The sequence below is a fragment of the Sphingomonas sp. 2SG genome, from assembly GCF_005503285.1.
Taxonomy (GTDB): domain Bacteria; phylum Pseudomonadota; class Alphaproteobacteria; order Sphingomonadales; family Sphingomonadaceae; genus Sphingomonas; species Sphingomonas taxi.
Genome location: NZ_SCMZ01000037.1, coordinates 12552 through 38576, shown reverse-complemented (window position 1 = coordinate 38576; position 26025 = coordinate 12552). Strand labels below are relative to the sequence as shown.

The following is a 26025-nucleotide window of genomic DNA, read 5'->3' as shown; positions in this document are numbered from 1 at the left end:
CGCCTTCCAGGGCGCACCCGGCGCCAACAGCCATGTCGCGGTCGCCGAGGCCTTCCCCGACGGCCTGCCGCTGCCCTGCTTCACCTTCGAGGATGCGATCGACGCGGTGCGCGACGGTCGCGCCGATTGCGCGATGATCCCGATCGAGAATTCGCTGCACGGCCGCGTCGCCGACATCCATTTCCTACTGCCGGAATCGGGGCTGGTCATCACCGGCGAGCATTTCCTGCCGATCCGCCACGCGCTGATGGGCTCCGGCAGCCGCGACGAGGTCGAGGAGGCGATGAGCCATCCGCAGGCGCTCGGCCAGTGCCGTCACTGGCTGAAGGCGCACGGCATCCATCAGGTCTCCTATCCCGACACCGCCGGCGCCGCGGCCTATGTCGCCGAGCGCGGCGACCCGCGCATCGCCGCGCTGGCGCCGCCGGGCGCGGCGGCGCTGTACGGGCTCAACCTGCTCGGCGTCGACATCGCCGACGCGGACCACAATACGACCCGCTTCGTCGTGCTGGCGCGCGGCGGCAAGCCGCCGGTCGGCGACGGCCCGTGGATGACGACGCTGATCTTCGAGGTGAAGAACGTCCCCGCCGCGCTGTACAAGGCGATGGGCGGCTTCGCGACCAACGGCGTCAACATGACCAAGCTGGAAAGCTACCAGCGGTCGGGGACGTTCGCCGCGACCGAATTCTACGCGGACATCGAGGGCAAGCCCGGCGATCCGGCGGTCGACAATGCGCTGGAGGAACTGGGCTTCCACTCCAAATGGCTGCGGCTGTTGGGGACGTACCGGCGCGCGCGGGAGCGGGGGTGACGAATACCTCCCTCGCGAAGCGGGGGACCTGGGACGCTCACTTCGTAAAGCTGATCCGGATGCGCACCCAGGCGCCGATCTGCGGCTTGCCGTTGATCCGCGGCGGGCGGACCTTGAACTGCCACGCCGCCTCGCGGATGCTGCGCGCCAGCCCCGATCCCGGCTGCGAATCGCCGAGCTGGACGCAATCCTCCACCGCATATCGCGCGGCGGTGCGGCAGGCGATCTCCGCCCAGGCGCCCTTGGGGACGTTGGGCGGCAGATAGGGCGAGAGCTGCGACTGCGCCGGCTCGACATACCATTCGGCGTTGTAGAGCCGCTGGCCGCCCGGCCCGACCCCCGCCGCCGCGCTCGAATCGCCCGCATCGCCGTCACCCGCGCCATCCGCCGCGGCGAGCTGCTTGCCGGCGCTGCCGCCCGATTTGCGCGACGGCAGCTTGCCGACATCCGACGCGGCGAAATCGTTCTTGTTGAGCACCAGATAGCCGGGGAACGGCGTATCGACCGGCGGCGGCACGGACGTGTCGGGCGCGGGCGTCTTGGGGGCGGCCGGCGGCTCGGGCGCGGTGCGGCGGCTCGCCTTGGCGGCGGCGCGCGCGGGCGCTTTGGTCGATTTGGTCGCGGTCGATTCATTGTCGCCGACCGGCAGCATGTTGACGGTCAGCGACCGCCCCGGCTCCTTGGTCTGGTCGAACACCGGCGCGAGCTGCCACAGCAGGAACGCGATCAGCAGATGCGCGGCGATCGTCAGCGCGAGGGAGATTGCCCGGCGACGGTCCGACGAAGGCTGATAGGACCGCATGGGACGCTGCGCGTAGCGCGCGGATCGGCGCGCCGCAACCGCTTCCGCGCCGCCATGCCAATGCCACCTTCGCTTGTCATCGCAACGTCATGCAGCCGACAGTCTACCCTCCTGAAACGCTTCGACGAATCGCGATCTACGACCTCGACCGGACGATTACCCGCGCACCGACCTGGACGCCGTTCCTGCTCCATGCGGTGCTGCGTCACGCGCCGTGGCGGCTGGCGCTGCTGCCGGTCGTGCTCGGCGCCGCCGCGCTCAAGGGCGCGGGGCTGATCCACCGCGACCGGCTGAAGCAGGTGATGCACCGCGCCGCGCTCGGCACGCTGTCACCGGCGCGGGCGGAGCGGCTCGCGGCGGACTGGCTCGTCCGCTTCGGTCCGGCGCAGATCCGCCGCAAGGCGCGCGCGCAGATCGCCGCCGACCGCGCCGCCGGCTATCGCATCGTCGTCGCCACCGCCGCCTATCGCTTCTATGCCGAGGCGATCGCGCGCGACATCGCCGCCGACGCGCTGATCGCCACCGCCACCGCGATCGACTCGCGCGGCCACCTGCTGCCGCGGATCGCGGGCGGCAATTGCTACGGCCCCGCCAAGCGCGCGATGATCGAGGCCTGGCTGGCGGCGGAGGGCATCGACCGCGCCGCCGCATACGTCCGCGTCTATTCGGACCATGTCTCCGACGTGCCCAGCTTCGACTGGGCGGACGAGGCGATCGCGGTCAACCCGCACGCAGCGCTGCGCCGCGTCGCCGCGAAGCGCGGCTGGCGGATCGTCGACTGGAACGACTGAGCGTCAGCTCCGCTCGACCAGCCCGCGCACGAGATCGAGGTCCGCCGGCTTGTCGACGTCGACCGCGGCCAGCCCGTGCCGCGCCGCCACCGCCGCCGCCCGCACCCCGACCAGCGCGCCCAGCCGCGCCAGCGCCGCATCGAGCGTTAGCCGCCCGGTGACATAGAGCAGCAGCGTCCCCGGCCCCAGACGCCGGACGATCCGCCAAGGTCGCTTGCGGTCCCGCTCGACCGACATCCATAGGCCGACCGCCGCCTCCGCCGCGGGAGTGCGCAACAGGAACAGGTTGCACCCCGACCAGCCGCCATCGGCGAAGCGCAGATAGGTACGGCGCGTAGGCGGCGCGTCCCGCTCGACCGTGTCGCGGCGCGCGAGCAGCGCGGCGACATCCGCGTCGGTCGGCGCATCGGCGAGGAAGTCGGTGATCCATTCGGGCCGCAGCAGAGCATGGTCGGCGGTGGTGACCAGCAACGGTGCGCCGAGCGCGCGCAATCCCTGCAACGTGCTGAGACTCGGCCCCGCCGCCGCATCGATCGGCTCGGCGCCCAGCCGCAGCGCCTTCGCCCGCACCGCCGGGGCATTGGCGGACACCGCGATCCGCGCCGCACCCGCCGCGCGCAACGCGACGATCACGCGTTCCAGCATCGTCGCGCCGCCGATCCGGATCAGCGCCTTGTCCATCACGCCGGCATAGTCCGCCAGCGGATCGACGCCGCCGCGCGATCCCGCCAGCACCAAGGCGTTGAAACTCATGACGCGCGCGTCTGCCACACCCGCCACATCACGCCGGGCGCGGCGAGAATGGGATGCCGCTCGCGCCAGCGCGTCAGCGGCAGGTCGACGCCGGTATGGCGCTGCAGCTTCCACAACCCGTACCGGCCCGCGCCCTCGAAGGTGAACGCCGCCTTCATCAGCCGCGCCACGTTGAGCCATTTGCCGAGCCGCTGGCGCAGCCACCAGGCAGCGAGCGTCGCGCGCACGTCGCGCTTGGCGACGACGGGCGCATATTCTCCGCCCCGCCGCTCGTGGCCGATCCCCGCCCCCTGCCACGCCAGCGGCAGCAGCGCGTCGAACCGGTCGGGCACGAAGGCAAGGATCTGCCGCTCGCGCCCCGGCGCCTCGACGCGCAGCTCGGCCGAATAGGTCTGGCGGAACAGTGCCAGCCAGAAATCGGCCGGCCGGCCGTGCTGCGGCCCGAGCACCGCGGCGAATCGCGCCGCGGTCGCCGTCGCATAGGCCACCGCGCGCACCACCCGCGCCTGTACCAGCGGATCGGCCGCCCAGACCAACGCGGCAGGCTGCGCGAAGCGCGTCCAGATCGTCGTGTCGATTGTCCGCCCCTCGACCGCGCGGCAGAAGGTGTCGAGCGGCATCGCCGCCACCTTGGCGCGGATCACCCGCGTGCCCAGCGTGATCTCGTGGAAGCTGACGTCGGGCCACAGCGTCCGCGTCGCCCAGGCCCGCAGTCCCCAGCCGCGCGCCGGCGGGGTCAGGACGTAGAAGTCGAGCACGCCGTCCAGATCGCCGGTGCGCAGCACCGATCCGTAGAACAGCACCGCGACGCCGCCGAGCCGCCGCGTCACCTCGCGTGCGGCGGCGGCGATCGGCGCGCTCACCGCCGTCTCCAGCTCGTCGGCGACGAACGACAGCAATGTCTGCGTCACGGGGCGGCGAACCGGATCGGCGCTCCCGCCCGGATGGTCAGGTCGCCGCCGGCGAACAATTCGCCGTCGAGGATGAAGCCCTCGTCGGCGGTGACGTGGAGCTGGTGCGGATCGGTGCGCGCGAAGCCCTTGGCGACCGCCGGACTGCCCGTCGTGCCGGTCAGGATCGGCGACAGCATCCTAAACAGGTGGCGCGGCGGCGCGTCGACCGTCAGCAGCTTGAGACCCGGCCGCGGCCGGCCGAACGGCTTCAGCCCGACCGGCATCCGCTCCAGCGTCGAGGCGAGCAGCAGATAGAGCTGTCGCGTCACCGGCGCGCAGTCGTCCTCGCCGATGCGGATCGTCGTGCCGCGCCGCCATTCGTTGTCGGCACCGCCGAACATCGTCTGCGCCATGCTCCAGCCGAGCGACAGCGCCACCGCGACGCCGTTGAACGCGCCGACGCGATGCGTGCTCTGCGCCAGTTCGGTGGCGCGGACGAAGCCGCCCATGCCGAGCAGGAAACCGCGCGCCGCCGGCCGTTTGTCCTGCCCCCGCAGGATCTCGACCGGCGCCCGCTGCACGAAGCGCCCGGCGCGTGCCGCCGCGATCGCGTCGCGCACCGTCCAGTCGTTGGGAATGCCGAGGTCGAGCGCCAGCGCATTGGTCTTGCCCGACGGGATGATCGCCATCGCCGGCAGCGTCTCGAACACCCGCGCCGCCGCGGTCATCACGTCGCGCAACGTGCCGTCGCCGCCATTGACCACCAGCAGCCCGATGTCGCGCGCCGCATAGTCGCGCAGCGTCTCTTCCAGCGCCTCGAACGTGTCGGGCGCGGCATAGGAAACGTCGGGCCAATGATCGAGCCGCATGCCCTGCTTGAGGTTGCGATGGCTCCGCCCGTTGGCGATCACGCCGACGCGCAGCGGCGCGGGCGCGGGGACCGGCGCGCGGGGCGTCGGCAGGCGACCGGTGCGCGGCGCATCCGCCAGCGCAGTGCGGCGGCACAGCACGTCGCCGACGCGGCCCGCCAGCGTTTGCCCGACCGGCAATCGTCCATCAATCCGAGTCGCCAACCTGCGCCCTTCCGTCACGAGTTCTTCATCAAACTGTCACAGAGGAAATGGGCAGGATTGCGGCCCCAACAAGAAATTGAGCCGATATTTACGGTATTTCGCTCGGGCAGCCTGTCGCGATCAAACTCGCGCCCGATCGGTTGGTTTCACCCGCAGCAGGGATTGCGTCGCCAGCCCGAGCAGGATCGCGACGACCAGCGCGTTGACCAGCACCGCGATCGACACACCGATCACCTCCAGCGACGGGCTCAGCCAGAAGCTCACCGCGAACAGCGCGACGATGCCGACGACGCGCGCGATGAAGGTCGCGCCGATCCGGTTGGCGGCGAGCAGCAGCGGCTCGAAGCCGACGGTGACGAGGTCGATACACCCCGCCGCGGCGAGCCACAGCAGGATCGGATAGGCGCGGCCGAACTCCTTGCCGCCCATCAGCGTCAGCACCGGATGGCCGAGCAGCACGACGAGCAGGAAGGCGACCGCGCCGACGACGGTCGCCATCAGGAACGAGCGCAGGATCATCCGCCGCACCCGCGCGAGCCCCCCCGCGGCGACCGCGCGTACGATCTCCGGAAAGGCGGCGCGGGCGAGCAATTGGGACACCTTGGTCAGCGCCTGCGCCAGTTGCAGCGCGAGCCGGAACGCGCCCGCCGAAGCGGTGCCGACGGTGCCGCCGACGAGCAGCAGCGGGATCTGCTTGCTCGACAGGCCGAGCGACGAACTGGCGTTGGTGGCGAGCGAGAAGCGGATGATGCCGGGATGGTCGACGACGACGTCGCGTACGCCGACGCCGCGCGCGAACAGCAGTTTGAGGTCGCCGGTCCGCGCCAGCGCCGCCCAATAGGCCGCGGCGGTCAGCACCTCGGCCAGCCCCCAGGCGACGAGGAAGCCGCTGACAGAAGGAACGAAGATCGCCGCGGTGACCGCGCCAAGCAGCCGCATCACCGGCGTCACGCTGTCCGCCGCGGCGGCGAAGGAGAAGCGGTCGCGCAGCCGCAGGATGCCGAGCGGGGTCGAGCGGATCGACAGCAATTGGGCGATCGTGAACAGCATCGTCGCGCGCATATGGACCGGCCGCACGCCGAGCGGCTCGCCCCAGATGCGGATGATGATCGCGGCGAGGATGACGCCGAGGATCGCGCTCGCCAGATCGAGCAGCCCGCACGCCTTGAACAGCCGCGCCAGCCGCGTCTCGCCGCCGGAGGCGAGATGCTCGGTGCCGTAGCGGACGATGATCTGCCACGTCTGGAAGCCGACGACGGTGGCGAGCGCCTGGCTGGCGCCGGTGATCAGCGCGAAGCGGCCGAATCCCGACACGCCGAGCGTGCGCGTGACGATCGCCAGATAGACGAGGCTGAGCACCGCAAGCACGCCGCGGCTCGCCAGCATCCAGCCGAGGTTGCGCGCGATCGCGCGCATCGGCCCGCCGGGGAACATCCCCGCCTCGATCCCGGCATCCGGTATTTCGGGACTCACGCCAGCCAGCTCACGATCCTCCGCCCGCGCGCCTTGGCCGCCATCGCCTGCCCCAGCCGGACGAGGTGGACGACGAGCGACAGCATCGTCCACACCGCCACCGCGACGATCCCCCAGTCGGGCCGCCCGATCAGCAGGCCGGCGAACAGGATCACCATATTCGGGTTGCGCCGCGCGGTGACGAGCCGGAAGCGGCTGTCGAACCGCTCCCAGACGTGAATATGCATCCCGAACTTGGCGATGAACGCGCCCTCGATCAGCCGCTGCGCGACATAGCCGAACAGCATCGCCGCGATCACCGCGACGAACGTGTCATGATCGAGCGGCCGGCCATAAGCGGCGCAGCCCGTCGCCCAGGCCCACCACCAGAAGGGTGGATGGACGAGGTCGACGCCATGGTCCCAGGCGTTGCCCAGCGCCGACGAGGTGATCGTGCAGCGCGCCAGTTTGCCGTCGACGGTGTCGAGCACCATGAACACGAGGCCGATCGCCAGCCCGCTCCAGAACCAGCCGTACCAGAAGGCGACCGTCGCGACGATGCACAGCACCGAACCGATCGCGGTCACCTGATTGGGCGAAATCCCCGCACGCGCGCACAGCCGGGTCAGCCATAACGCCCATTCGGGCCAGAGATATTTGGTGAGGAGGTCGGTCACGCCCTTGTACGCGCCGGTATAGCTCGCGCGTTCGATCGCGGGGACGCTGGCCGGGGTCAGCCGCTCGGCGAACGGCCGTTCGCGCTTGCGCAAGGCCTCGTTGAAGATGCCGTTCTCGTCCTCCGCCTCGATCACCGCCAGCCCCTCCGCCGCGAGCGGCCGGTCGGCCAGCATCGCCGCCCGCACCCGGTCGGCCTGATTGGCGGCGACATGGGCGAGGACCGGCACGCCGGCGCGGGTCAGCACCGTCCCCGGCAGGCCGAGCAGATGCGGCAGCCACGACGGATCGAAGGCGAAGGCGAGATTGGCGACCAGCACGTCGCTGCCGGCAGCCTCGCCGAACGGCAGCTTGCGCGCGACGGCCATCCGCCGCAGCCGCTCGGCATTGGTCATGCCCCAGATCGGCACGGGATTGTCGCCGACCGGGACGACGGTCGGCGGGGTCGAGAGATTGGCAACCATCCCCGCCGGATAGCGCCACCCGCGCGATCCGGATAGCCGTTGGTGGTCGCAGCGTTCCGGTTCATGCAGCGCCGGCAAGCCGCTATTGGTCCGCGCGAAGGCGTGGAGGCACAAGAAGGCCGTCACGTCACCTGCTCCGTCATCCCGAACATGGCTCAAGGCCCTCTCCAGCGATGTCCAAGCGGGAAAGGAAGACGCACCCTCGCGGCCCGTTGCCCCACGACGACAGGTCGAAACCACGACGAAGGCTCGATAAAAGCCGGCAACGACCGGCACGACGCAAGACGAGCGCAAACAGAAAAGCGCCCGTCACCGAAGTGACAGTCGCTGGACCAACCCGATGATTTGGAAATTCTACCGCCCGCAGCGGCAGAACGAAACGAATGGTGGAGCCGAGGGGGATCGAACCCCTGACCTCTGCAATGCCATTGCAGCGCTCTCCCAGCTGAGCTACGGCCCCATTCGTTTCGGGAGGCGCCCCACTAGCGGGGGCACCGGGGCATGGCAAGCGCTGAATCGATGCCTGCCATGCCTTTTTTCAGATCAATGTTCGTCTTCGTCGTTCGGCGCTTCCACGCCCAGATCGTCGTCGCCGCCGAGATCGACCTCGTCATCGGCCGAGGGCTCTTCCTCTTCGCCCAGCGCTTCCAGATCCTCGTCCTCGCCTTCCAGGTCGCGATCGGCTTCCTTGGTGTCGGGCTTGGCCTGCTCGAACGGCAGCGGCTGCTTGGATTTCAGGATCGGCTCCGGATTCCACGTCGTGCCGCAATTGATGCAGGTGACGGGGTCGTCCTTCTCGAGGTCGTAGAAGCGCGTGGCGCATTTCGGGCACGTACGCTTCGTGCCCCATTCCGGCTTGATCATGCCGTGTTGTGCCTTTCGGAATTGGGTGTCGCAGGCAAAGGTTGCCCCAGCCCGTGACTTGGTGGGCGCCTTGCCATAGCGCAAGGTGGCTGTCAAAGCCCTCGACCCATGGCGCACTCCCTTCCCCAGGAACTGAGCGTGGCCCCGCGCGGGCCCCTCATCGGCACCCTCCAGGTCCCCGGCGACAAGTCGATCAGCCACCGCTCGCTGATGTTCTCGGCGCTGGCGGTCGGCACCAGCCACATCACCGGCCTGCTCGAAGGCGAGGACGTGCTCGCCACCGCCGCGGCGCTGCGCGCGATGGGCGCGACGATCGAGCGGACCGGCGACGGCACGTGGCGCGTCGACGGCGTCGGCGTCGGCGGCCTGCTGCAACCCGCGACCGCGCTGGAGATGGGCAACAGCGGCACCTCGACGCGGCTGCTGATGGGCCTCGTCGCGAGCCATCCGATCACCGCCACCTTCACCGGCGACGCCTCGCTGTCGGGGCGGCCGATGGGCCGCGTCATCGAACCTTTGTCGCAGATGGGCGCCGACGTCACCGCCAGCCCCGGCGGCAAGCTGCCGCTGATGCTGCGCGGCCTGTGCCCGGCGGTGCCGATCACCTATACGCTCCCGGTCGCCTCGGCGCAGGTCAAGTCGGCGGTGCTGCTCGCCGGGCTCAACACGCCCGGCATCACCCGCGTCATCGAGCCGGTCGCGACTCGCGACCACAGCGAGCGGATGCTGCGCGGCTTCGGCGCCGACATCACCATCGAGGAGAGCGACGCCGGCCGCATCATCGCGATCCGCGGCGAGGCCGAACTCAGGCCGCAGACGATCACCGTCCCCGGCGACCCCTCCTCGGCCGCCTTCTGGCTGGTCGCGGCGTCGATCGTCCCCGGGTCCGACCTCGTCGTCCGCAACGTCGGGCTCAACGTCACCCGCACCGGACTGGTCGCGGCGCTGCGGCTGATGGGCGCGGACATCACCGAACTCGACCGGCGTGAGGTCGGCGGCGAGCCGGTCGCCGACCTGCGCGTCCGCCACGCCCCCCTCACCGCGATCGATGTGCCGCCCGATCTCGCGCCGAGCATGATCGACGAATATCCGGTGCTGTTCGTCGCCGCCGCCTTCGCCAAGGGCCGCACCGTCGCGCGCGGCGCGCACGAGCTGCGCGTCAAGGAATCCGACCGGATCGCCGCGATGAAGGCGGCGCTGGAAGCGTGCGGCGTTCCCTGCGAGGAATATGAGGACGGTCTCGCGATCACCGGCACCGGCGGCGACGCCATCCCCGGCGGCGGCCGCATCGCCTCGCAGCTCGATCACCGCATCGCGATGAGTATGACGGTCGCCGGCCTGCATGCGGCACGTCCCGTCACGATCGACGACGTCGCCCCGGTGGCGACCAGCTATCCCGTCTTCTATAAGACATTGGACGAAGTGTCGGAGGAAGCATGATCATCGCAGTGGACGGCCCAGCAGCGTCGGGCAAAGGCACCATCGCCAGGGCGCTCGCGCAGCATTACGGCCTCCCGCATCTCGACACCGGACTGCTCTATCGTGCCGTGGCGTTCAACGTGCAGCGGATGGAGCTCAACCCCGCCAGGGAAGCCGATGCGGTCGCCGCCTGCGATTTCGACGAGGCGCTGCTCGACGATCCCGTGCTGCGCACCGATGATATCGGCCAGCTCGCCTCGATCGTCTCGGTCCACCCGCTGGTGCGCGCCTCGCTGCTGCAGCGCCAGAAGCGCTTCGCCCGCCAGTCCGGCGGCGCGGTGCTCGACGGTCGCGACATCGGCACGGTGATCGCGCCCGACGCCGACGCCAAATTGTTCGTCAAGGCGACCCCGCAGATCCGCGCGCAACGCCGCCACAAGGAATTGCTCGGCAAGGGCATCGACGTCACCTTCGTCAAGGTGCTGATGGACATCCGCGCCCGCGACACGCGCGACAGCGCCCGCTCCACCGCGCCGCTCAGCATGGCCGCCGACGCCGCTTTGCTCGACACCAGCCAGATGACGATCGAGGCGAGCATCGCCCGCGCGATCGCCATGGTCGACGCGCGCACCGCCACCCGCGCCCGCCAGCAGCCGAGCGCCGGCGCCAGCCCGGCCTGACGACGCCGGCGCTCATCGCGGCGCAACCCAGTCCCGACGTCATTGCCGGCATGTATCGTTTCTGATACACCGATAACGTGAAACTGATCACCTTCGTCGGCGACAGTCTCGATCGTCTTCGGGAATTCCCGGAGGATGCACGGGCCTCGGCGGGGCACCAGCTTCACCAAGTACAGCAGGGCCGCCTGCCGGACGACTGGAAGCCGATGACGATTATCGGCCAGGGCGTCTGTGAAATCCGGATACGCGAGGAATCGGGTGCGTTCCGCGTGATCTACCTTGCATCCTTGCCGGATGCGGTGCTCGTCCTTCACGCCTTTCAGAAGAAGACGCAGAAGACGCCGCAGCGTGATATCGAACTTGCTAGACACCGCTTGAGCCTATGGAGGTCATGATGACCGAAGCGCAGACATTCGACAGTGTGTTCGACGCACTGGCCGATACCCCGGCAGAAGCGGCGAATCTCCAGGCGCGATCCGAGCTGCTGTCGACGTTGAAGAGCCATATCCGGTCCTGGAACGTCGCGCAGGACATCGCTGCCGCCCGGCTCGGCATCACCCGTCCGCGCCTCAACGACCTGTTGCAGGGCAAGATGGCCAAATTCTCGCTCGACGCGCTCGTCAACATCGCCACGGCGGCGGGCCTGACCGTCCACATCCACGTCGCTAGGGCCGCCTGACCCGCCACGACCCGCCGCCGGATGCATCCGTGCCCTTACCTTGCCAAAACGCGGGCTTTCGGTTATGGCCCGCCGGTCCTGCGAGCCGATGTTCGTGGAGGTAGGCGCGTCCGGCCGGTCCGTTCGCGCCCTTTTCGCAAGCAGCGCATCGCATTCCTCCGCCTGCCGACGCTTAATGGATGCCGCGACCGGCATGGGGTCGCCGCGGCGTTTTCAGCCAAGACCAGCGGATCCAACCGCTTGGCCGGAAACAGATAAACCCGAGGACACTCTAACCCTATGGCTACCCAGCCCACTCCTACCCGCGACGATTTCGCCGCAATGCTCGATGACATGTTCGGCGGCGCCGACAGCTTCGAGGGCCGTGTCGTGCACGGCACCGTCACCGCCATCGAGAACGACCTCGCCGTCATCGACGTCGGCCTGAAGTCCGAAGGCCGCGTGCCGCTGCGCGAATTCGCCGCACCGGGCCAGAAGGCCGACCTGAAGGTCGGCGACGAGGTCGAAGTCTATGTCGACCGCGTTGAGAACATGCATGGCGAAGCGATGCTCAGCCGCGATCGCGCCCGCCGCGAAGCCGCCTGGGACAAGCTCGAGCTCGAGTTCAGCAAGACCGCGCGCGTCGAGGGCGTGATCTTCGGCCGCGTCAAGGGCGGCTTCACCGTCGACCTGTCGGGCGCCGTCGCGTTCCTGCCGGGCAGCCAGGTCGATATCCGCCCCGTCCGTGACGTCACGCCGCTGATGGACATCCCCCAGCCGTTCCAGATCCTCAAGATGGACCGCAAGCGCGGCAACATCGTGGTGTCGCGTCGCGCGGTGCTGGAAGAGACCCGCGCCGAGCAGCGTTCGGGCCTGATCCAGAGCCTCGCCGAGGGTCAGATCATCGACGGCGTCGTCAAGAACATCACCGATTACGGTGCGTTCGTCGACCTCGGCGGCATCGACGGCCTGCTTCACGTCACCGACCTCAGCTACAAGCGCGTTAATCATCCGTCCGAGATGATCGCGATCGGCGACACGGTGAAGGTGCAGATCATCCGCATCAACAAGGACACGCAGCGCATCAGCCTCGGCATGAAGCAGCTCGAGTCGGATCCGTGGGACGGCGCGTCGGCCAAGTATCCGATCGGCGCCAAGCTGTCGGGCCGCGTCACGAACATCACCGAATATGGTGCGTTCGTCGAACTGGAAGCGGGCATCGAGGGCCTCGTCCACGTTTCGGAAATGTCCTGGACCAAGAAGAACGTCCATCCGGGCAAGATCGTCTCGACCTCGCAGGAAGTCGATGTCGTCGTGCTCGAGGTCGACGAGGACAAGCGTCGCATCAGCCTCGGCCTCAAGCAGGCGCAGAACAATCCTTGGGAAGCGTTCGCCGCCGCCCATCCGATCGGTTCGACCGTCGAGGGCGAAGTCAAGAACGCGACCGAATTCGGTCTGTTCATCGGTCTGGACAACGACGTCGACGGCATGGTCCACATGTCGGACATCGCCTGGGGCGTGTCGGGTGAGGATGCCCTCAACCTGCACCGCAAGGGCGAGACCGTGCAGGCGGTGGTGCTCGACATCGACGCCGAGAAGGAGCGCATCAGCCTCGGCATGAAGCAGCTCGAGCGCGGCGGCCCGTCGGCCGGCGGCATCGCGGCATCGGGCGATCGCCTGAACAAGAACGCGATCGTCACCGTGACCGTCCTCGAAGTCCGCGACGCGGGCCTCGAAGTGCAGCAGGGCGACGATGGCGCGACCGGCTTCATCAAGCGCACGGATCTGGGTCGCGACCGCGACGAGCAGCGTCCGGAGCGTTTCCAGGTCGGCCAGAAGTTCGACGCGATGGTGACCGGCTTCGACCGGTCGAAGAAGCCTACCTTCTCGATCAAGGCAATGCAGATCTCCGAAGAGAAGCAGGCGGTTGCGCAGTACGGTTCGTCCGACTCGGGCGCGACGCTCGGCAACATCCTCGGCGAGGCCCTCAAGGCCCGCGTCGCGGACGCCGACAAGAAGTAAGACGGCTCGGGCTGGAGTGGTTTCGTACCGCTCCAGCCCAAGTTTCTATGTTTAAGTTCATTTTGGCCCTATACGCGGACCCCATTGATCTCTATCAAGCCACGGTTGCATCAACCGGGGGGGAGTTTTGCGATGATCCGTTCTGAACTTGTTCAAAAATTGTGTGAGCTGAACCCGAACCTGTCGGGAGCCGAGGTCGACGCCATCGTCTCGACCTTCTTCGACGAGATCGCACGGCGCCTCGCCTCCAACGGCCGCGTCGAGCTGCGTGGCTTCGGCGCCTTTTCCACCCGCGCCCGCGATGCCCGCATCGGCCGCAATCCGCGCACCGGCGAGACCGTTGAGGTCGAGGCCAAGCGCGTCCCCTATTTCAAGCCCGGCAAGGAAATGCGCGCGCGCCTCAACGTCTGATCGCGCTTCCCGCCCGTAGCGGGTTGACGGTCGGCGCTGGTTGCGCTTGTCGTGCAACCGTGTGCGGACGTGGCGAAATCGGTAGACGCTTCCGACTTAAAATCGGCTTCCTTTGGAGTACGGGTTCGAGTCCCGTCGTCCGCACCATCCTGTTGCTGCTGGGGATCGGCGCGTCTGCGCTGGCCGGCTGCGACCAGCGCCCCGATTCGGGGCCGGTGATCGTCAGCGCGATCGGCGCACCGCCACGCCCGGCCGATCCCGCCCGTACCCGGCTCGACACGCCGTCGCGGCTGCTGCTCGATGCCACGGCCGAGGGGCTGGTGCGGTTCGACGGCAGCGGCCAGATCGAACCCGGGCTCGCCGAACGCTGGATCGTGATCGATCAGGGGATGAGCTACATCTTCCGGCTGCGCGAGGCGCAGTGGAGCGACGGCAGCAAGGTCGATGCCGATCAGGTCGTCGCGCAATTGCGCCATCAGCTCGCGCGGGGATCGCGCAACCCGCTCCTGCCCTTCCTGACGGCGGTCGACGAGATCGTGACGATGACGCCGCAGGTCATCGAGGTGCGGCTGCTGCGCCCGCGACCCGACCTGCTCAAGCTGTTCGCCCAGCCCGAACTGGCGCTGTGGCGCAGCGGCACCGTCGGCGGCGCCGGACCGATGCGCATCGTCCGCGGCACGCGCAGCCCCTTGCTCCGCCCCGCCTTCGATCCCGGCCGCGCCGATCCCGACGATCAGCGCCGGACGCGCCCCGAACAGGACGTCCGCCTTATCGGCGAGCGCGCCGCCCGCGCCATCGTCCGCTTCGCGGCGCGCGACTCCGATTATGTCGCCGGCGGCACCTTCCTCGACTGGCCGCTGATCGGCCTGGCGTCGATCGCCCCCGCCAACGTCCGTCTCGATCCCGCCGCCGGGCTGTTCGGCTTCGCGATCCTCAAGCGCGACGGCTTCCTCGCGGACGCCGGCAACCGCGCCGCACTCAGCGGCGCGATCAACCGCACAGCGGTCACCGCCGCGGTGATGCCCAATTGGGAGCCGGCCGAACGCATCCTGCCCGACATGCTCGATTCGACCGCGCCGCCGGCGCTGCCCGGCTGGTCGCTGCTCACCCCCGAACAGCGCGTCGCCGCCGCGCAGACGCGCGTCGCCGACTATGGCGCGCCGGTCGTGCTGCGCATCGCGCTGCCGCGCGGGCCGGGCGCGACGCTGGTCTATGCGCAGGTCGCCGCGTCGCTGCTCACCGTCGGCATCAAGCCGCAGCGCGTCGGCCTCGACGACGACGCCGAACTGCGGCTGGTCGATCAGGTCGCGCCCTATGACAGCGCGCGCTGGTATCTCGCCAATGCCTGCGTCGTCTGCGGCGAGGCCGCACAGGGCGCGCTGGTCGCCGCCCGCGAGGCACCGACGCTCGCCGAACGCTCGCGGCTGATCGCCATCGCCGATGCCGCGCTGGCGACGGACACGCCGTTCATTCCGATCGCGCGGCCGCTGCGCTGGTCGCTGGTCGCGATGCGGCTGCGCCAATGGCGTCCCAACGCCCGCGCCTGGCACCCGTTGAACCGGCTGCGCGACGACACCAATTAAGGGGGATGACCACCACCCGCCCTCACCCGCTGGACGCGCGTCCGCTGCTCGACTCCTTGCCGGTCGGCCGTGACGCAGCCTCGGTCCGCATCCGGCTCGAAGCGATGGAGCGGGTGATGGAGGGGCTGTTCACCATCCCCGGCACCAACCGCAAGCTCGGGCTCGACGTGATCCTCGATCTCGTCCCGGTCGTCGGCACCACGATCGCCGCGCTGATCGGATCGTGGCTGGTATGGGAAGCCCGCAATCTCGGCATGTCGAAGCTTCAGATGGCGCGGATGTTCGGCAACGTCGGGATCGATTGGGCGCTGGGCATCATCCCCTTCGTCGGCGCCGTGCCCGATTTCTTCTTCCGGTCCAACACCCGCAACCTGCGGATCATTCGCCGCCACCTCGACAAGCATCACCCGGCGACGGCGACGATCATCGGCTGACGATCACCGGCCGCCGCGCCAGATCTTCACCGTCGCATCGGCGGACAGGCCGCCCTGGTGCGCTGGACAGCGTTGATACCGGAACGCCTTGTCGAAGCAGATCCAGATTTCGTCGAGCCAACCCTGCTTGGTCGCCGTCACCCGCATCATGTCCGGTCCGAGCCCCGGATTGCTGCGCGACACCGCCGCCGCCAGCCCGCCGGCGGTCAGCGGCCCGCGCGACAGTGCATCCATGTCGGGATAGCGCAGCTTGCCGTACAGGCGGGTCGAGGTGGCGAAATAGCGGTCGGGCTTGTAGCCGGCCATGCAGGTGCCGTGCTTCGACCATTCGTGCTGCATCAGCTGCGCCGAAGGCGTGCTGCAGATATGCTTCTGGATCACCGCACGCGGCAGCAAGGGGGTCGCCTGGCAATATTGCGGCCAGTCCTTGCCGATGCCGTCGGGCCACAGCCCGTGCAGCGTGAAGCCGAAGCGGTTGCCCGCCGCGCACTGGAAGCGCGCGCCGCCGTCGCGGTCGTGATCGCGGCAATATTGCGGCGCCCAGGTGATCGCCAGCGTATAGCCGCCGATCGGCAGCAATCGCCGCGGCTGGCTGTCGCTCGGCAGGTCCGGGTGCGGCCGTTCGATGCTCGTCGGGGCGGCGCATTGATAGGCCTGCGCCTGCACCGCGGCAGGGGTCGCCGCGAGCAGCGCGACGAGCGCGAACCGCGCCATCACCATCGCGGCGCGTCCGGCGTTTCGACCACGTCGAGATCGTCGTCCTCGTCCAGCCCCTCGCCGAACCACGCCTTGGCGTCCGGCTTGAACAGCATCACCGCCGCGGCGACGTAGAGGATGTTGGCGACCAGTCCGAGCGCGAGCTGCGCGTTGATCGCCGACCGGCCCAGCGCGATCAGCACGATCGCGGAGACGACCGCGAACACGCCGAAAGCCGCGAACACCACCTGCACCCATTTCGCCACCACGCTCGGCCGGCGGACGATGAAGAACCAGATCAGCACCGTGATCGCGAGCCCGAGCACCTGCATCGCCGGCAGCAGCCACGACATACTCGCGAGCATCGGATTGGAGGCCAAAGCGGCCTGCGACGTGCGCCAGTTCAGCCCGGTATTGATCAGGCCGAGGATCACCGACGCCCAATAGAATTGCTCGAACCGGACGATGGATGGCGGTTTGGTCACGACAACTCCCCTTGCTGCTCGATCTCAGCCTAGCCGCCCCGGCGGGGCGTGCAAGCCGTCGCTCATATCACCGTGAAATCGAGGCCGATATCCGCCGCGGGCGCCGATTGGGTCAGCCGCCCGACCGAAACGTAGGTGACGCCGCTTTCCGCGATCGCCCGCACCGTGTCGAGCCGCACCCCGCCCGAGGCCTCGGTCGGCACGCGTCCGCCGACCGATGCCACCGCCTCGCGCAGCAGCGCCGGCGGCATGTTGTCGAGCAGCAGATGCGTCGCCCCCGCGTCCAGCGCGGGCGCGATCTGGTCGAGCCGGTCGACCTCGACGATGATCCGCGCGATCCCCGCCGCGACCGCCCGCTGCACCGCCGGCGCGATGCCGCCGGCGACCGCGATGTGATTGTCCTTGATCATCGCCGCATCCCACAGGCCGAGCCGGTGGTTCTGCGCACCGCCGGTGCGCGTCGCGTATTTCTCCAGCCGGCGCAGACCCGGGATCGTCTTGCGCGTGTCGAGCAGCACCGCGCCGGTATCCGCGATCGCATCGACATAGGCGCGGGTCAGCGTCGCGATCCCCGAAAGATGCTGCACCGTGTTGAGCGCCGAACGCTCGGCGGTGAGCAGCGCCCGCGCCGATCCCTCCAGCCGCATCAGCTCGCTATGCGCCGCCACCCGGGCGCCATCCTCGACCAGCCGGGTGACCCGCACCGCCGGGTCAAGCGCGCGGAAAAACGCTTCCGCGATGCCGAGCCCGGCGACGACGATCGCGTCGCGCGTGTCCATTACCCCGGTGAAGCGCGCCTCCGCCGGGATCACCGCTGCCGAGGTGATGTCGCCGCCGTCGCCCAGATCCTCCGCCAAAGTCGCGGCGACGAAGCCGTCGAGGTCGAATCCGTCTAGAGTAAAGCGCGTCATACGTATACGATCCTGTCATATGGCGTCGCGGACCCTATTGTCATGGGTCCGCCGCCGAATCACGGGGAAGCAAGGCGATGACCGAACGCGAGGCCTTGGAGGAGCTCCACCAGTTGCTCGCCGCCGCGTTGCAGAAGGCGGACGAGCTGGAGCTGATCCTGGTCGGCATCCACATCAACGAAGCCCGTCACCTGCTCGCCCCGACCACCGCGACCTCGCACTGACGGATCAGTCGCCGGTGACCGGCACCACGCGGAACGGCGTCGGGCCGAGATCGCCCTGCCCGACCGTCGCCGAGGCCATCGACAGCATCGCGTCGAGGCTCTTCTTCGCCTTGACGCGCAGGCCCTCCTCGATCTCGATGCGCGGCGTCAGGTCGCGCAGCGCGACGTAGAGCTTCTCCATCGTGTTGAGCGCCATATACGGGCAGATGTTGCAGTTGCAGTTGCCGTCCGCCCCCGGCGCGCCGATGAAATTCTTCAGCGGCATCGCCTTCTCCATCTGGTGGATGATGTGCGGCTCGGTCGCGACGATCAGCGTCTCGCCGGGCATGGCATTGGCGAATTCGAGGATGCCGCGCGTCGATCCGACGTAATCGGCATGGTCGAGGATCACCGCCGGACATTCGGGATGCGCGGCGACCGGCGCACCGGGGTTCTGCGCCTTCAACTTCATCAGCTCGGTTTCGCTGAACGCCTCGTGGACGATGCACACGCCCGGCCACAGCAGCAGCTCGCGCCCGGTCTTGCGCTGGAGATAGCCGCCGAGATTGCGGTCGGGGCCGAAGATGATCTTCTGGTCGCGCGGCAATTGCGCCAGGATCGTCTCCGCCGACGACGAGGTGACGATGACGTCGCTCAGCGCCTTCACCTCGGTCGAGCAATTGATGTAGGTCAGCGCGATATGATCGGGATGCGCGGCGCGGAACGCAGCGAACTGGTCGGGCGGGCAACTGTCCTCCAGGCTGCAACCGGCATCCATGTCGGGCAGCACGACGATCTTGTCGGGGCTGAGGATCTTCGCGGTCTCCGCCATGAAGCGCACCCCGCAAAAGGCGATCACGTCGGCATCGGTCGCCTGCGCCTTGCGGCTGAGGTCGAGGCTGTCGCCGACGAAATCGGCGAGGTCCTGCAACTCCGGCTTCTGATAATAATGCGCGAGGATAACCGCGTTGCGCTCCTTGCGGAGGCGCTCGATCTCGGCGCGCAGGTCGAGCCCGGCGAAGCTGTTGGTCAGTTCCATAACGCCCTCGTTAGGCGATTGCGCGCCGCCCCTCAACGCCCGCCGTCATCGAGAATTGCCAAGCACTTCCGCCAGCGACCGGCTCGCGTCCCACCGCTCGGTCGCAGCGGTGGGATCGTCGGCGAAACTGACCTTGACGCTGGCGTCGATCCCGGCGGCGCGCAGCGGCATCACGAAGCTGTTCTCCACCGCGCGCCGGGTCGCGTCGCGCGCCAGCTTCATCGGCGTCGCATCGCGCGCCTGCCGCACCAGTTCGGCCTGCCCGGCGCGGCGATTCGCGGTGTCGAGCGCGGTGTCGGCGTCGGTCAGCCGCGACAGGATGCCGCCGCTGCCATATTCGCGGATCGCGGTAAGATCGACCTGCGGCCCGTCGAGTTCGATCGGCGGCAACCGCACCGACAGCGTCCGGCTGTCGGGGTCCCAGGCGACGTCGCGCTGGGTCAGCTTGCCGAGGTCGACCTCGTAGCGGACGAGACCGGGCATGATCAGCGTCTTCTCGGTCGACAGGCCGAGCTGCGACTGGCGCGACGTGCTCACCGCGACGAAGCGCGCGGCGAAGGCGGACAGGCGGTTCTGTTCGCGCAGCCCTTGCAGGCTCGCGCTGGCGACGGTGGTCGGATCGGGCGACAGCCGGCGCTCGACGTAGCGCTGCACGCCCCACAGGCCGATCAGCACGGCAAGCGCGAGCAGCACGATGATCCCCGCCGCCTTGCCGAGGAACGAACCGGTCGACGACCGGACCGCCGGCGTCGCGGGGGCGTCGGGCATCGGATCGCTCATTCGCTGCTCCGCCATACGTCACCCTCCTCGCTCACCCGTTGCCGTCTTTGCAGATCATAGAGGTGCGCGAGCACCGATCGTTGCGCCGCCGGGATCAAACGCGGATCGAGCCCGACGTACATCCGCCGCGTCATCTCCTCCAGCGCCAGCGGCGCCTCGCGCACCAGCCGCAGGATCTGTCCCTCGCGCTGCTTGCGATGCCCCAGCATGCCGCGCACCAGCCGCTGCGGCTGGTCCACCGCCTCGCCATGGCCGGGATAATAGATGCGATCGTCGCGGCCGAGCAGCTTATCGAGGCTCGCCATATACTGCCCCATGTCGCCGTCGGGCGGCGAGATCACGCTCGTCGCCCAGCCCATAACATGATCGCCGGAGAACAGCGCCCCCGTCTCGGGCAGCGCGAAGGCGAGATGGTTCGACGTATGGCCCGGCGTCGCCAGTGCGGTCAGCGTCCAGCCGTCGCCGGCGACGCTCTCGCCCTCGGTCAGCACGCGATCGGGCGCATAGGCCGCGTCGAACGCCGCATCCAGTCCGGGCGTCTCGCTGGCGACATGCACCGGCGCGGCACCGACGATCGGCGCGCTGGTCGCGGCGGCGAGCGGCCGGCTGGCGGGACTGTGGTCGCGATGATGATGGGTGATGACGATCGCACGGACCGGCCGCCCGGCGATCACCCGCAGCAGCGTCTCGATGTGTGCGGCATCGTCGGGACCCGGATCGATCACCGCAAGATCGCCGCCGCCGACGACATGCGTCTGCGTACCGCCATAGGTATAAGGCGACGGATTGGGCGCGAGCACACGGGTGACGAGCGGCTCGAGCTGGATCGGGATACCGGTCGGATGCTCGGCCATTGGGTCGGATGTGGCGCGATGCGCCGCGGAGCGCAAGAGGCGATGACCGGTGGGGGCACCCGGCGGCGGCGGTCGCCCCGAACGCGCCGCCACGCGGCGGCCAAATTCGCCTGCCCGGATGATGGCGAGACCTGTCCCAGTGCTCCCGCGAAAGCGGGAGCCCAGGAGTCCCGTACGCGATCGGACGTTGCTCTGCTTGGCCCCGGGTTCCCGCTTTCGCGGGAACACCGGATGGGCCGCATCAATCCTTGTCGGGCGACGCCATTTCCTCGCGCAATTCCGCGAGTGCCGAATCCATCTCGGCCAGCGCCTGCTTGCGATCGGCGACCGGCATATCGCCGTTGGCAGCGATGCTTGCTCGCGATGCGCGAACGCTGGCCAACGCCGTCTCCAGAGCGTTTTGGCGAATGGCTTGGGCATCGATGGACGCTGCGCCGCTGGCTGCCGCCGCCTTGATGCGGTTGGTGCAGATGACGATCGTCCGCCGGGCGTCCTTCGTCCCGTGCACCACGAGTTGCTGCGGCTGGCCGTCTTTGCCTGCACTGCACGTACCTTCGCTGACCAGCGGCGCGGCCTGCAGCGACCGGTCCACCAGCAGCTGAATATCGCGCCGATCGGGATGGCCGTCTTCGGCGGTGCTGAAGGTGCTGACCTTGCCGTCCACGCCGACGCGCTTCACGACGACACGGTGGACGTTCGCGGCAGGTCCCGCAGCATCGGCCACGGCCGGCACGGCCGGCACGGCCGGCGCGGCCGGCATGGCCGGCATGGCCGGCATGGCCGGCATCGCCGGCATCTCGGGCGTTTCCGGCATCTCGGGCATGTCGAGGGCGGCCGACGCCGCCTGCAGGTCGATCCCCATCGTATTGCCGACCCGATGGCTGATCGCCGCGGCGGCGCTGGTGCCGGAGGCGGTCACGCCGAGCCCGCCGAGCATGACGGTCGAGACCAGCGCACCACCCAGAGCGAGGCGGCGGCGCGAACGCGGCGAGGTGGACAGCATGCGGAGTCTCCCTTTCAGATCGTCGATGGTGTGCAGATGACAGGCCGCGGAGACCGCGCCGCCATGCGCCGCCTTGACGATGGCGCAGGCATAAGCGTGGCGGTCGATCGTCGATCGGCCGGCGAGGACGCGGGCATCGTTGGCGAGTTCCTGATCGGCGCGGAAGGCGCGAAACGCGCGCCAGGCGACCGGATTGAACCAGTGCAGCGCCAGCACGCCGAGTGCGATCCAATTGGCGATCAGGTCGCCGCGCTGGTGGTGGCCGATCTCATGCTCCAGCGCCAGCTCCCGCTCGTCGGCGTCGTAGCGGTCGGCGAAGTCGAGCGGAAAGGCGACGTAGCGGCGCATCACGCCGAAGGCGAGCGGCCCGGCCGCTGCCTCGCTGGCGATGATGTGCACGCCGCGCACCTCCTCGATGCTCGCCGCGGTGCCGAGCAGGCGGCGGCAGTGGCGCCGATGGCTGGTCAGGTGCCAGACGAGGAAGCCGAGCGCGCCAGCCGCCCACAGCAGGCCGACGATCCAGCCGATCGCCGGCGCGGCGACCGCCACCGGCGCCACCGTATCGTTCGCGGCGCCATCGGCGACGAGGATGGTGAGCGTGTCGCTGGCGCGGCTGATCGGCGTCGCCGCCACCTCCTGCCACGCCGCGGGCAGCGGTGGCAGCAGCAGGCGCAGCAATGGCAGCGCCCACAGGGCATAAGCGACCTGCGGCCCGAAGGCGTTGCGCACCGGCGCGCGCACCAGCATGACCAGCGCCATCAGGAGCGTGGAGGCGATCAGCGCCTCGACCAGCCAGCCGATCACTGCTTGAGGTCCTTCAACAGCGCCTCGATCTCGGCGATGTCGGTCGCGGTGAGTTCGTCGCGCTCGGCGAGATGCGCGACCAGCGGCGTCAATTTACCGCCGAACAGGCGGTCGATCAGCCGCTTCGATTCGCCCGAAACGTAATCGCCACGCGCGACAAGCGGGCGATAGAGATAGCGGCGGCCATCCTCCTCATGCGCGATCGCGGTTTTGGCGAGCAGCCGGCCGAGCAGCGTCTTGACGGTGTTGGCGCTCCACCCGCGGGCGGGATCGACGCGTTCGGCCACGTCCTGCGCGGTGAGCGGCGCCTCGTCCCACAGCACCTCCATGACCGCATGTTCGGCATCGCTGATTCGTTCGACCACGGCTACGCTCCTGTTGGACTACAGGTGTAATCGTACCGTTTACGGACGTAGTCAAGAGGGGTGCGGCGATGTCGGGATTGCTTACAGGTCGGTGCGGCACGAGACGGCCGTTAACCGTATAATCAACGGAAACCTGCGGCTCCGCACGATTGGCACGGCGTCTGCATATCGAGAGCCAGCCGAGCGTCACGACGCTTCAGCAGGGTGGGGTCATCGCTTTTCCGCGTCTCGCGACCCCACCCGCACCCGGCACCGGTCAGGCTGCGGCCGTATCGCCCTTCAACAGCGTCGCCAGTTCGCCGCTCTCATACATCTCCATCATGATGTCCGATCCGCCGACGAATTCGCCGCCGACGTAAAGCTGCGGGATCGTCGGCCAGTCCGAATAGGCCTTGATGCCCTGGCGGATGCCCTGGTCCTGCAGCACGTCGACGCTCTCATAGTCGACGTTGAGGTGGTCGAGGATCGCGACCGCGCGGCTGGAGAAGCCGCATTGCGGGAACAGCGGGCTGCCCTTCATGAACAATACCACGGCATTGTTCTTCACGACGGCGTCGATGCGGGCGTTGGTGTCGTCAGTCATGGTCATCATCCTCAGGCGGCGGCGGTCTTGAGCTGCAGGGCGTGGAGTTCGCCGCCCATGCGCTGGCCGAGCGCCGCATATACGGCTTGGTGTTGCTTGCGGAGCGGCAGACCGGCGAAGCTCGCCGATACGACGCGGGCGGCATAATGATCGCCGTCGCCGGCGAGGTCGGTGATCTCGACCTCGGCGTCGGGGATGGCGGCGCGGATCAGCGCGGCGATGTCGTCGGCGGCCATCGGCATCAGCCCTGCTCCGCCTGGATCAGCTGCCGCCGCGCCTCGATCATCTTCTCGGCGAGCGCGCGGCGCACCGCGGCATCGTCGGTCTCGACACCGGCGGCGGTCAGGTCGCCCAACAGCTTGCGCACGACGTCCTCCTCGCCCGATTCCTCGAAGTCCGCTTGGACCACCGCCTTGGCATAGGAATCGGTCTCTTCGGGGGTCAGCCCCATCTGCGCCGCGGCCCATTGGCCGAGCAGGCGATTGCGGCGCGCGGTGATGCGAAACGCCATCTCCTCCTCACGCGCGAACGCCGCCTCATGGGCGCGCTCACGGTCGTCGAACATGGACATCGTCACTCACCCCGTTTTTTGCTCCTCCGCACATAGGGGCGCGTCTGCGCACGCGCAACGGATGCCCGGAACCGCAGTCCCCGTGCCGGACATAAGTCGTTCGGAACAAAAGAGTTAACGATGCGATAACTATGTGAGGGCGAGCACCCCGCTCGACCGCAGGAGAAGGATCATGATCAAGAGGCCCGTCCCCGCCGGAGGCCATTCGCAGCCCACCCGCGCCGCGCCGCTCACCGGCATCGTCGTCGGATCGGCGATATCGCTGTTGCTCTGGGCGTTGATGCTCGCGATCTTCTTCGCGATCCGCTGACCGTCAGCCGACCGCGACCACCAGCTTCCCGATCGCGCCGCGCGCCGCCATCTTCGCGATCGCGTCGCCGCCGCGCTCCAGCGGAAAGGTCTCGGTGACCTTCGGCGCGATCTTCCCGTCGCGCCACAATTCGAACAGCCGCGCGACATGCGCCGCATTGGCCTGTGGATCGCGTGCCGCGAAAGCGCCCCAGAACACGCCGCAGACATCGCAGCTCTTGAGCAGCGTCAGATTGAGCGGCAGCTTCGGGATGCCGGCCGGAAAGCCGACGACGAGATAGCGCCCTTCCCAGCCGATCGCGCGCAGCGCCGGCTCGGCATAATCGCCGCCGACCGGATCGTAGATCACATCGAACCCGCCGCGCCCGCCGGCCGCCTTAAACCGTTCGGCGAGCGCCTTCGACGCCTCCTTGTCGAACGGCGCGCGACCGTAGACGATCGTCTCGTCCGCGCCCGCGGCGGTCGCCGCCGCCGCTTTCTCTTCCGACGACACCGCCGCGACGACGCGCGCGCCATAGGCCTTGCCGAGTTCGATCGCCGCCAGCCCGACGCCGCCGGCCGCACCGAGCACCAGCAGCGACTGGCCCGCCTGCAACCGCCCGCGGTCGAGCAAGGCATGGATCGTCGTCGCATAGGTGAGGATCAGCGCCGCGCCCTCGGCGAAGTCGCGCTCGGCGGGTAGGCGATAGAGCCGCTGCGGCTCGGTGACGATGCTGGTGGCGAGGCCGCCATGACCGATCACCCCCATCACGCGGTCGCCGACCTGCCAATCGCCGACGCCTTCGCCGAGCGCGTCGATCACGCCCGCAATCTCGCCGCCCGGCGCGAACGGGCGCGGCGGCTTGAACTGATATTTGTCCTCGATGATCAGGACGTCGGGATAGTTGATCGCGCAGGCCTTGACCGCGACGCGCACCTGCCCCTTTGCAGGCTGCGGATCGGGCAGCTCGGTGAGTTCTAGAGTGTCAGGTCCGCCCGACGCCGTCGACAGCAATGCCCGCATAACCGCTCCTGCTCGCGATCCAGGGGCGATGTTGATCCACCGCGCCCTCGAATTTCGAAATCGCGGTATCCCTTGCCATCGTCAGGCCGATCTCGTCCAGCCCCTCCATCAGGCATTGCCGGCGGAACGGATCGAGGTCGAAGGCGAACCGGTCCTGATAGGGTGTCGTCACCGTCATCGTCTCGAGATCGACGGTGACCGGCTGCTCCTTCGCCACCTCGACGAGACGATCCACCGCCTCCTGCGGCAGCACGACCGGCACGATGCCGTTCTTGAACGCATTGCCCGAGAAGATGTCGGAGAAGCTCGGCGCGATCACCGCACGCACGCCCATGTCGGCGAGCGCCCAGGCGGCATGTTCGCGGCTCGATCCGCAGCCGAAATTGTCGCCGGCGATCAGGATCGGCGCGCCGGCATAACGCGGGTCGTCGAAAACGTTGCCCGGCTGCGCGCGCACCGTCTCGAACGCGCCGCGCGCCAGCCCCGAGCGCGTGATGGTCTTCAGCCAATGCGCCGGGATGATGATGTCGGTGTCGATGTTCTTGGCACCCCAGGGATAGGCGGTGCCGGTAACGGTCGTGACGGGCTGCATGTCGGCGCCTTCTAGCGTTCGGTCTTGACCGGATGCGCGAGG

Annotated in this window: 32 protein-coding genes and 2 tRNA genes; 13 read left to right on the top strand and 21 right to left on the bottom strand. The window is 68.8% G+C overall.

All coding sequences use genetic code 11. The features are described 5' to 3' along the window. Positions 1–811: prephenate dehydratase (locus FFS23_RS14595; protein WP_137899165.1), on the top strand; the 811-nt coding region annotated here is incomplete at its 5' end. Positions 812–848: 37 nt separating this feature from the next. Here the strand turns inward: FFS23_RS14595 and FFS23_RS14590 are convergent. After that, positions 849–1613 carry a hypothetical protein gene (locus FFS23_RS14590; protein WP_038662744.1) on the bottom strand — a complete coding sequence of 255 codons (765 nt, stop codon included), beginning with the start codon at positions 1611–1613 and terminating at the stop codon, positions 849–851. Positions 1614–1702: 89 nt separating this feature from the next. On the opposite strand from FFS23_RS14590, the gene FFS23_RS14585 reads away from it, so the two are divergent. Continuing rightward, positions 1703–2404, top strand: coding sequence for an HAD family hydrolase (locus tag FFS23_RS14585; RefSeq protein ID WP_137899164.1), 702 nt, complete (start codon positions 1703–1705; stop codon positions 2402–2404). Between the two features lie 3 nt (positions 2405–2407). Here the strand turns inward: FFS23_RS14585 and FFS23_RS14580 are convergent, their stop codons facing one another. From FFS23_RS14580 to FFS23_RS14550, 7 genes are all read right to left on the bottom strand, one after another. After that, on the bottom strand, positions 2408–3157 hold the full coding sequence (locus FFS23_RS14580; protein ID WP_137899163.1) for a nucleotidyltransferase family protein: 750 nt from the start codon (positions 3155–3157) through the stop codon (positions 2408–2410). After that, positions 3154–4068 carry a hypothetical protein gene (locus tag FFS23_RS14575; protein WP_137899162.1) on the bottom strand — a complete coding sequence of 305 codons (915 nt, stop codon included), beginning with the start codon at positions 4066–4068 and terminating at the stop codon, positions 3154–3156. Before FFS23_RS14575 ends, FFS23_RS14580 begins: the two co-directional genes overlap by 4 nt. After that, positions 4065–5099: a diacylglycerol/lipid kinase family protein gene (locus FFS23_RS14570; protein WP_137899161.1), complete on the bottom strand. Its 1035-nt coding sequence runs from the start codon at positions 5097–5099 to the stop codon at positions 4065–4067. The genes FFS23_RS14575 and FFS23_RS14570 overlap by 4 nt, the downstream gene beginning before the upstream one ends. A gap of 144 nt (positions 5100–5243) precedes the next feature. Then, positions 5244–6596, bottom strand: coding sequence for a lipopolysaccharide biosynthesis protein (locus FFS23_RS14565; RefSeq protein ID WP_249340692.1), 1353 nt, complete (start codon positions 6594–6596; stop codon positions 5244–5246). Then, positions 6593–7714 (bottom strand): CDP-alcohol phosphatidyltransferase family protein, encoded by a 1122-nt coding sequence (locus FFS23_RS14560; protein WP_137899171.1) that lies wholly within the window; start codon positions 7712–7714, stop codon positions 6593–6595. Before FFS23_RS14560 ends, FFS23_RS14565 begins: the two co-directional genes overlap by 4 nt. Before the next feature lie 384 nt (positions 7715–8098). Then, positions 8099–8174, bottom strand: a tRNA-Ala gene (locus FFS23_RS14555). A gap of 83 nt (positions 8175–8257) precedes the next feature. Beyond that, entirely contained in the window at positions 8258–8578 is a 321-nt protein-coding gene (locus FFS23_RS14550) for a TIGR02300 family protein (protein WP_037534617.1), read from the bottom strand. A gap of 108 nt (positions 8579–8686) precedes the next feature. Between FFS23_RS14550 and aroA the strand changes: the two genes are divergently transcribed. The 9 genes from aroA (at position 8687) to FFS23_RS14505 (ending at position 15785) form a co-directional block, all read left to right on the top strand. After that, positions 8687–10018 carry a 3-phosphoshikimate 1-carboxyvinyltransferase gene (gene aroA / locus FFS23_RS14545; protein ID WP_137899160.1) on the top strand — a complete coding sequence of 444 codons (1332 nt, stop codon included), beginning with the start codon at positions 8687–8689 and terminating at the stop codon, positions 10016–10018. Then, positions 10015–10677, top strand: a complete 663-nt coding sequence (gene cmk / locus FFS23_RS14540) for a (d)CMP kinase (RefSeq protein WP_137899159.1) — start codon at positions 10015–10017, stop codon at positions 10675–10677. Before aroA ends, cmk begins: the two co-directional genes overlap by 4 nt. A 77-nt stretch (positions 10678–10754) precedes the next feature. Then, positions 10755–11072, top strand: coding sequence for a type II toxin-antitoxin system RelE/ParE family toxin (locus tag FFS23_RS14535; RefSeq protein WP_137899158.1), 318 nt, complete (start codon positions 10755–10757; stop codon positions 11070–11072). Continuing rightward, a complete protein-coding gene (locus FFS23_RS14530) occupies positions 11072–11356 on the top strand; it encodes a helix-turn-helix domain-containing protein (protein WP_137899157.1) in 285 nt (94 codons plus the stop codon). The genes FFS23_RS14535 and FFS23_RS14530 overlap by 1 nt, the downstream gene beginning before the upstream one ends. Before the next feature lie 279 nt (positions 11357–11635). Then, on the top strand, positions 11636–13357 hold the full coding sequence (rpsA, locus tag FFS23_RS14525) for a 30S ribosomal protein S1 (protein ID WP_038662762.1): 1722 nt from the start codon (positions 11636–11638) through the stop codon (positions 13355–13357). 132 nt (positions 13358–13489) lie between these two features. Beyond that, on the top strand, positions 13490–13768 hold the full coding sequence (locus tag FFS23_RS14520) for an integration host factor subunit beta (protein WP_052075619.1): 279 nt from the start codon (positions 13490–13492) through the stop codon (positions 13766–13768). A 63-nt stretch (positions 13769–13831) separates the two neighbouring features. Beyond that, positions 13832–13915, top strand: a tRNA-Leu gene (locus tag FFS23_RS14515). A gap of 5 nt (positions 13916–13920) precedes the next feature. Further along, entirely contained in the window at positions 13921–15351 is a 1431-nt protein-coding gene (locus FFS23_RS14510; RefSeq protein ID WP_249340691.1) for an ABC transporter substrate-binding protein, read from the top strand. A gap of 5 nt (positions 15352–15356) precedes the next feature. Beyond that, positions 15357–15785, top strand: a complete 429-nt coding sequence (locus FFS23_RS14505) for a DUF4112 domain-containing protein (protein WP_171009506.1) — start codon at positions 15357–15359, stop codon at positions 15783–15785. 3 nt (positions 15786–15788) lie between these two features. Here the strand turns inward: FFS23_RS14505 and FFS23_RS14500 are convergent, their stop codons facing one another. The 3 genes from FFS23_RS14500 to nadC all read right to left on the bottom strand — a co-directional run bounded on the left by FFS23_RS14500 (position 15789) and on the right by nadC (position 17877). Further along, positions 15789–16505 (bottom strand): ribonuclease T2 family protein, encoded by a 717-nt coding sequence (locus FFS23_RS14500; RefSeq protein ID WP_502702137.1) that lies wholly within the window; start codon positions 16503–16505, stop codon positions 15789–15791. Further along, the gene (locus tag FFS23_RS14495) at positions 16499–16966 is read right to left on the bottom strand and encodes a hypothetical protein (protein WP_137899156.1); all 468 of its coding nucleotides are present in this window, start codon (positions 16964–16966) and stop codon (positions 16499–16501) included. The genes FFS23_RS14500 and FFS23_RS14495 overlap by 7 nt, the downstream gene beginning before the upstream one ends. Positions 16967–17028: 62 nt before the next feature. Next, positions 17029–17877, bottom strand: a complete 849-nt coding sequence (gene nadC / locus FFS23_RS14490) for a carboxylating nicotinate-nucleotide diphosphorylase (RefSeq protein ID WP_137899155.1) — start codon at positions 17875–17877, stop codon at positions 17029–17031. A 77-nt stretch (positions 17878–17954) separates the two neighbouring features. On the opposite strand from nadC, the gene FFS23_RS20175 reads away from it, so the two are divergent. Then, positions 17955–18101, top strand: coding sequence for a hypothetical protein (locus FFS23_RS20175; RefSeq protein WP_169742543.1), 147 nt, complete (start codon positions 17955–17957; stop codon positions 18099–18101). A 4-nt stretch (positions 18102–18105) separates the two neighbouring features. Here the strand turns inward: FFS23_RS20175 and nadA are convergent, their stop codons facing one another. The 8 genes from nadA to FFS23_RS14450 form a co-directional block, all read right to left on the bottom strand. After that, on the bottom strand, positions 18106–19119 hold the full coding sequence (nadA, locus tag FFS23_RS14485) for a quinolinate synthase NadA (protein ID WP_038662770.1): 1014 nt from the start codon (positions 19117–19119) through the stop codon (positions 18106–18108). Positions 19120–19164: 45 nt separating this feature from the next. After that, a complete protein-coding gene (locus tag FFS23_RS14480; RefSeq protein WP_038662773.1) occupies positions 19165–19899 on the bottom strand; it encodes a DUF4230 domain-containing protein in 735 nt (244 codons plus the stop codon). Beyond that, complete coding sequence (locus FFS23_RS14475) at positions 19896–20753, bottom strand: MBL fold metallo-hydrolase (protein ID WP_137899154.1); 858 nt, start codon at positions 20751–20753, stop codon at positions 19896–19898. The genes FFS23_RS14480 and FFS23_RS14475 overlap by 4 nt, the downstream gene beginning before the upstream one ends. Before the next feature lie 241 nt (positions 20754–20994). Further along, positions 20995–22560, bottom strand: a complete 1566-nt coding sequence (locus tag FFS23_RS14470) for a M56 family metallopeptidase (RefSeq protein ID WP_249340690.1) — start codon at positions 22558–22560, stop codon at positions 20995–20997. Beyond that, on the bottom strand, positions 22557–22925 hold the full coding sequence (locus FFS23_RS14465) for a BlaI/MecI/CopY family transcriptional regulator (protein ID WP_038662781.1): 369 nt from the start codon (positions 22923–22925) through the stop codon (positions 22557–22559). Before FFS23_RS14465 ends, FFS23_RS14470 begins: the two co-directional genes overlap by 4 nt. Positions 22926–23181: 256 nt before the next feature. Then, entirely contained in the window at positions 23182–23508 is a 327-nt protein-coding gene (gene grxD, locus FFS23_RS14460) for a Grx4 family monothiol glutaredoxin (protein ID WP_038662784.1), read from the bottom strand. 11 nt (positions 23509–23519) lie between these two features. After that, positions 23520–23750 (bottom strand): BolA family protein, encoded by a 231-nt coding sequence (locus FFS23_RS14455; protein WP_038662786.1) that lies wholly within the window; start codon positions 23748–23750, stop codon positions 23520–23522. Next, positions 23750–24079: a DUF1476 domain-containing protein gene (locus FFS23_RS14450; protein WP_038662790.1), complete on the bottom strand. Its 330-nt coding sequence runs from the start codon at positions 24077–24079 to the stop codon at positions 23750–23752. Before FFS23_RS14450 ends, FFS23_RS14455 begins: the two co-directional genes overlap by 1 nt. Before the next feature lie 172 nt (positions 24080–24251). On the opposite strand from FFS23_RS14450, the gene FFS23_RS20170 reads away from it, so the two are divergent. Then, positions 24252–24389, top strand: a complete 138-nt coding sequence (locus FFS23_RS20170; protein WP_169742544.1) for a hypothetical protein — start codon at positions 24252–24254, stop codon at positions 24387–24389. 3 nt (positions 24390–24392) lie between these two features. On the opposite strand, the gene FFS23_RS14445 is transcribed toward FFS23_RS20170, so the two are convergent. Beyond that, positions 24393–25391 carry an NADPH:quinone oxidoreductase family protein gene (locus FFS23_RS14445; RefSeq protein WP_171009505.1) on the bottom strand — a complete coding sequence of 333 codons (999 nt, stop codon included), beginning with the start codon at positions 25389–25391 and terminating at the stop codon, positions 24393–24395. Further along, a complete protein-coding gene (gene leuD / locus FFS23_RS14440) occupies positions 25354–25983 on the bottom strand; it encodes a 3-isopropylmalate dehydratase small subunit (RefSeq protein WP_137899153.1) in 630 nt (209 codons plus the stop codon). Before leuD ends, FFS23_RS14445 begins: the two co-directional genes overlap by 38 nt. Positions 25984–26025 lie beyond the last annotated feature (42 nt).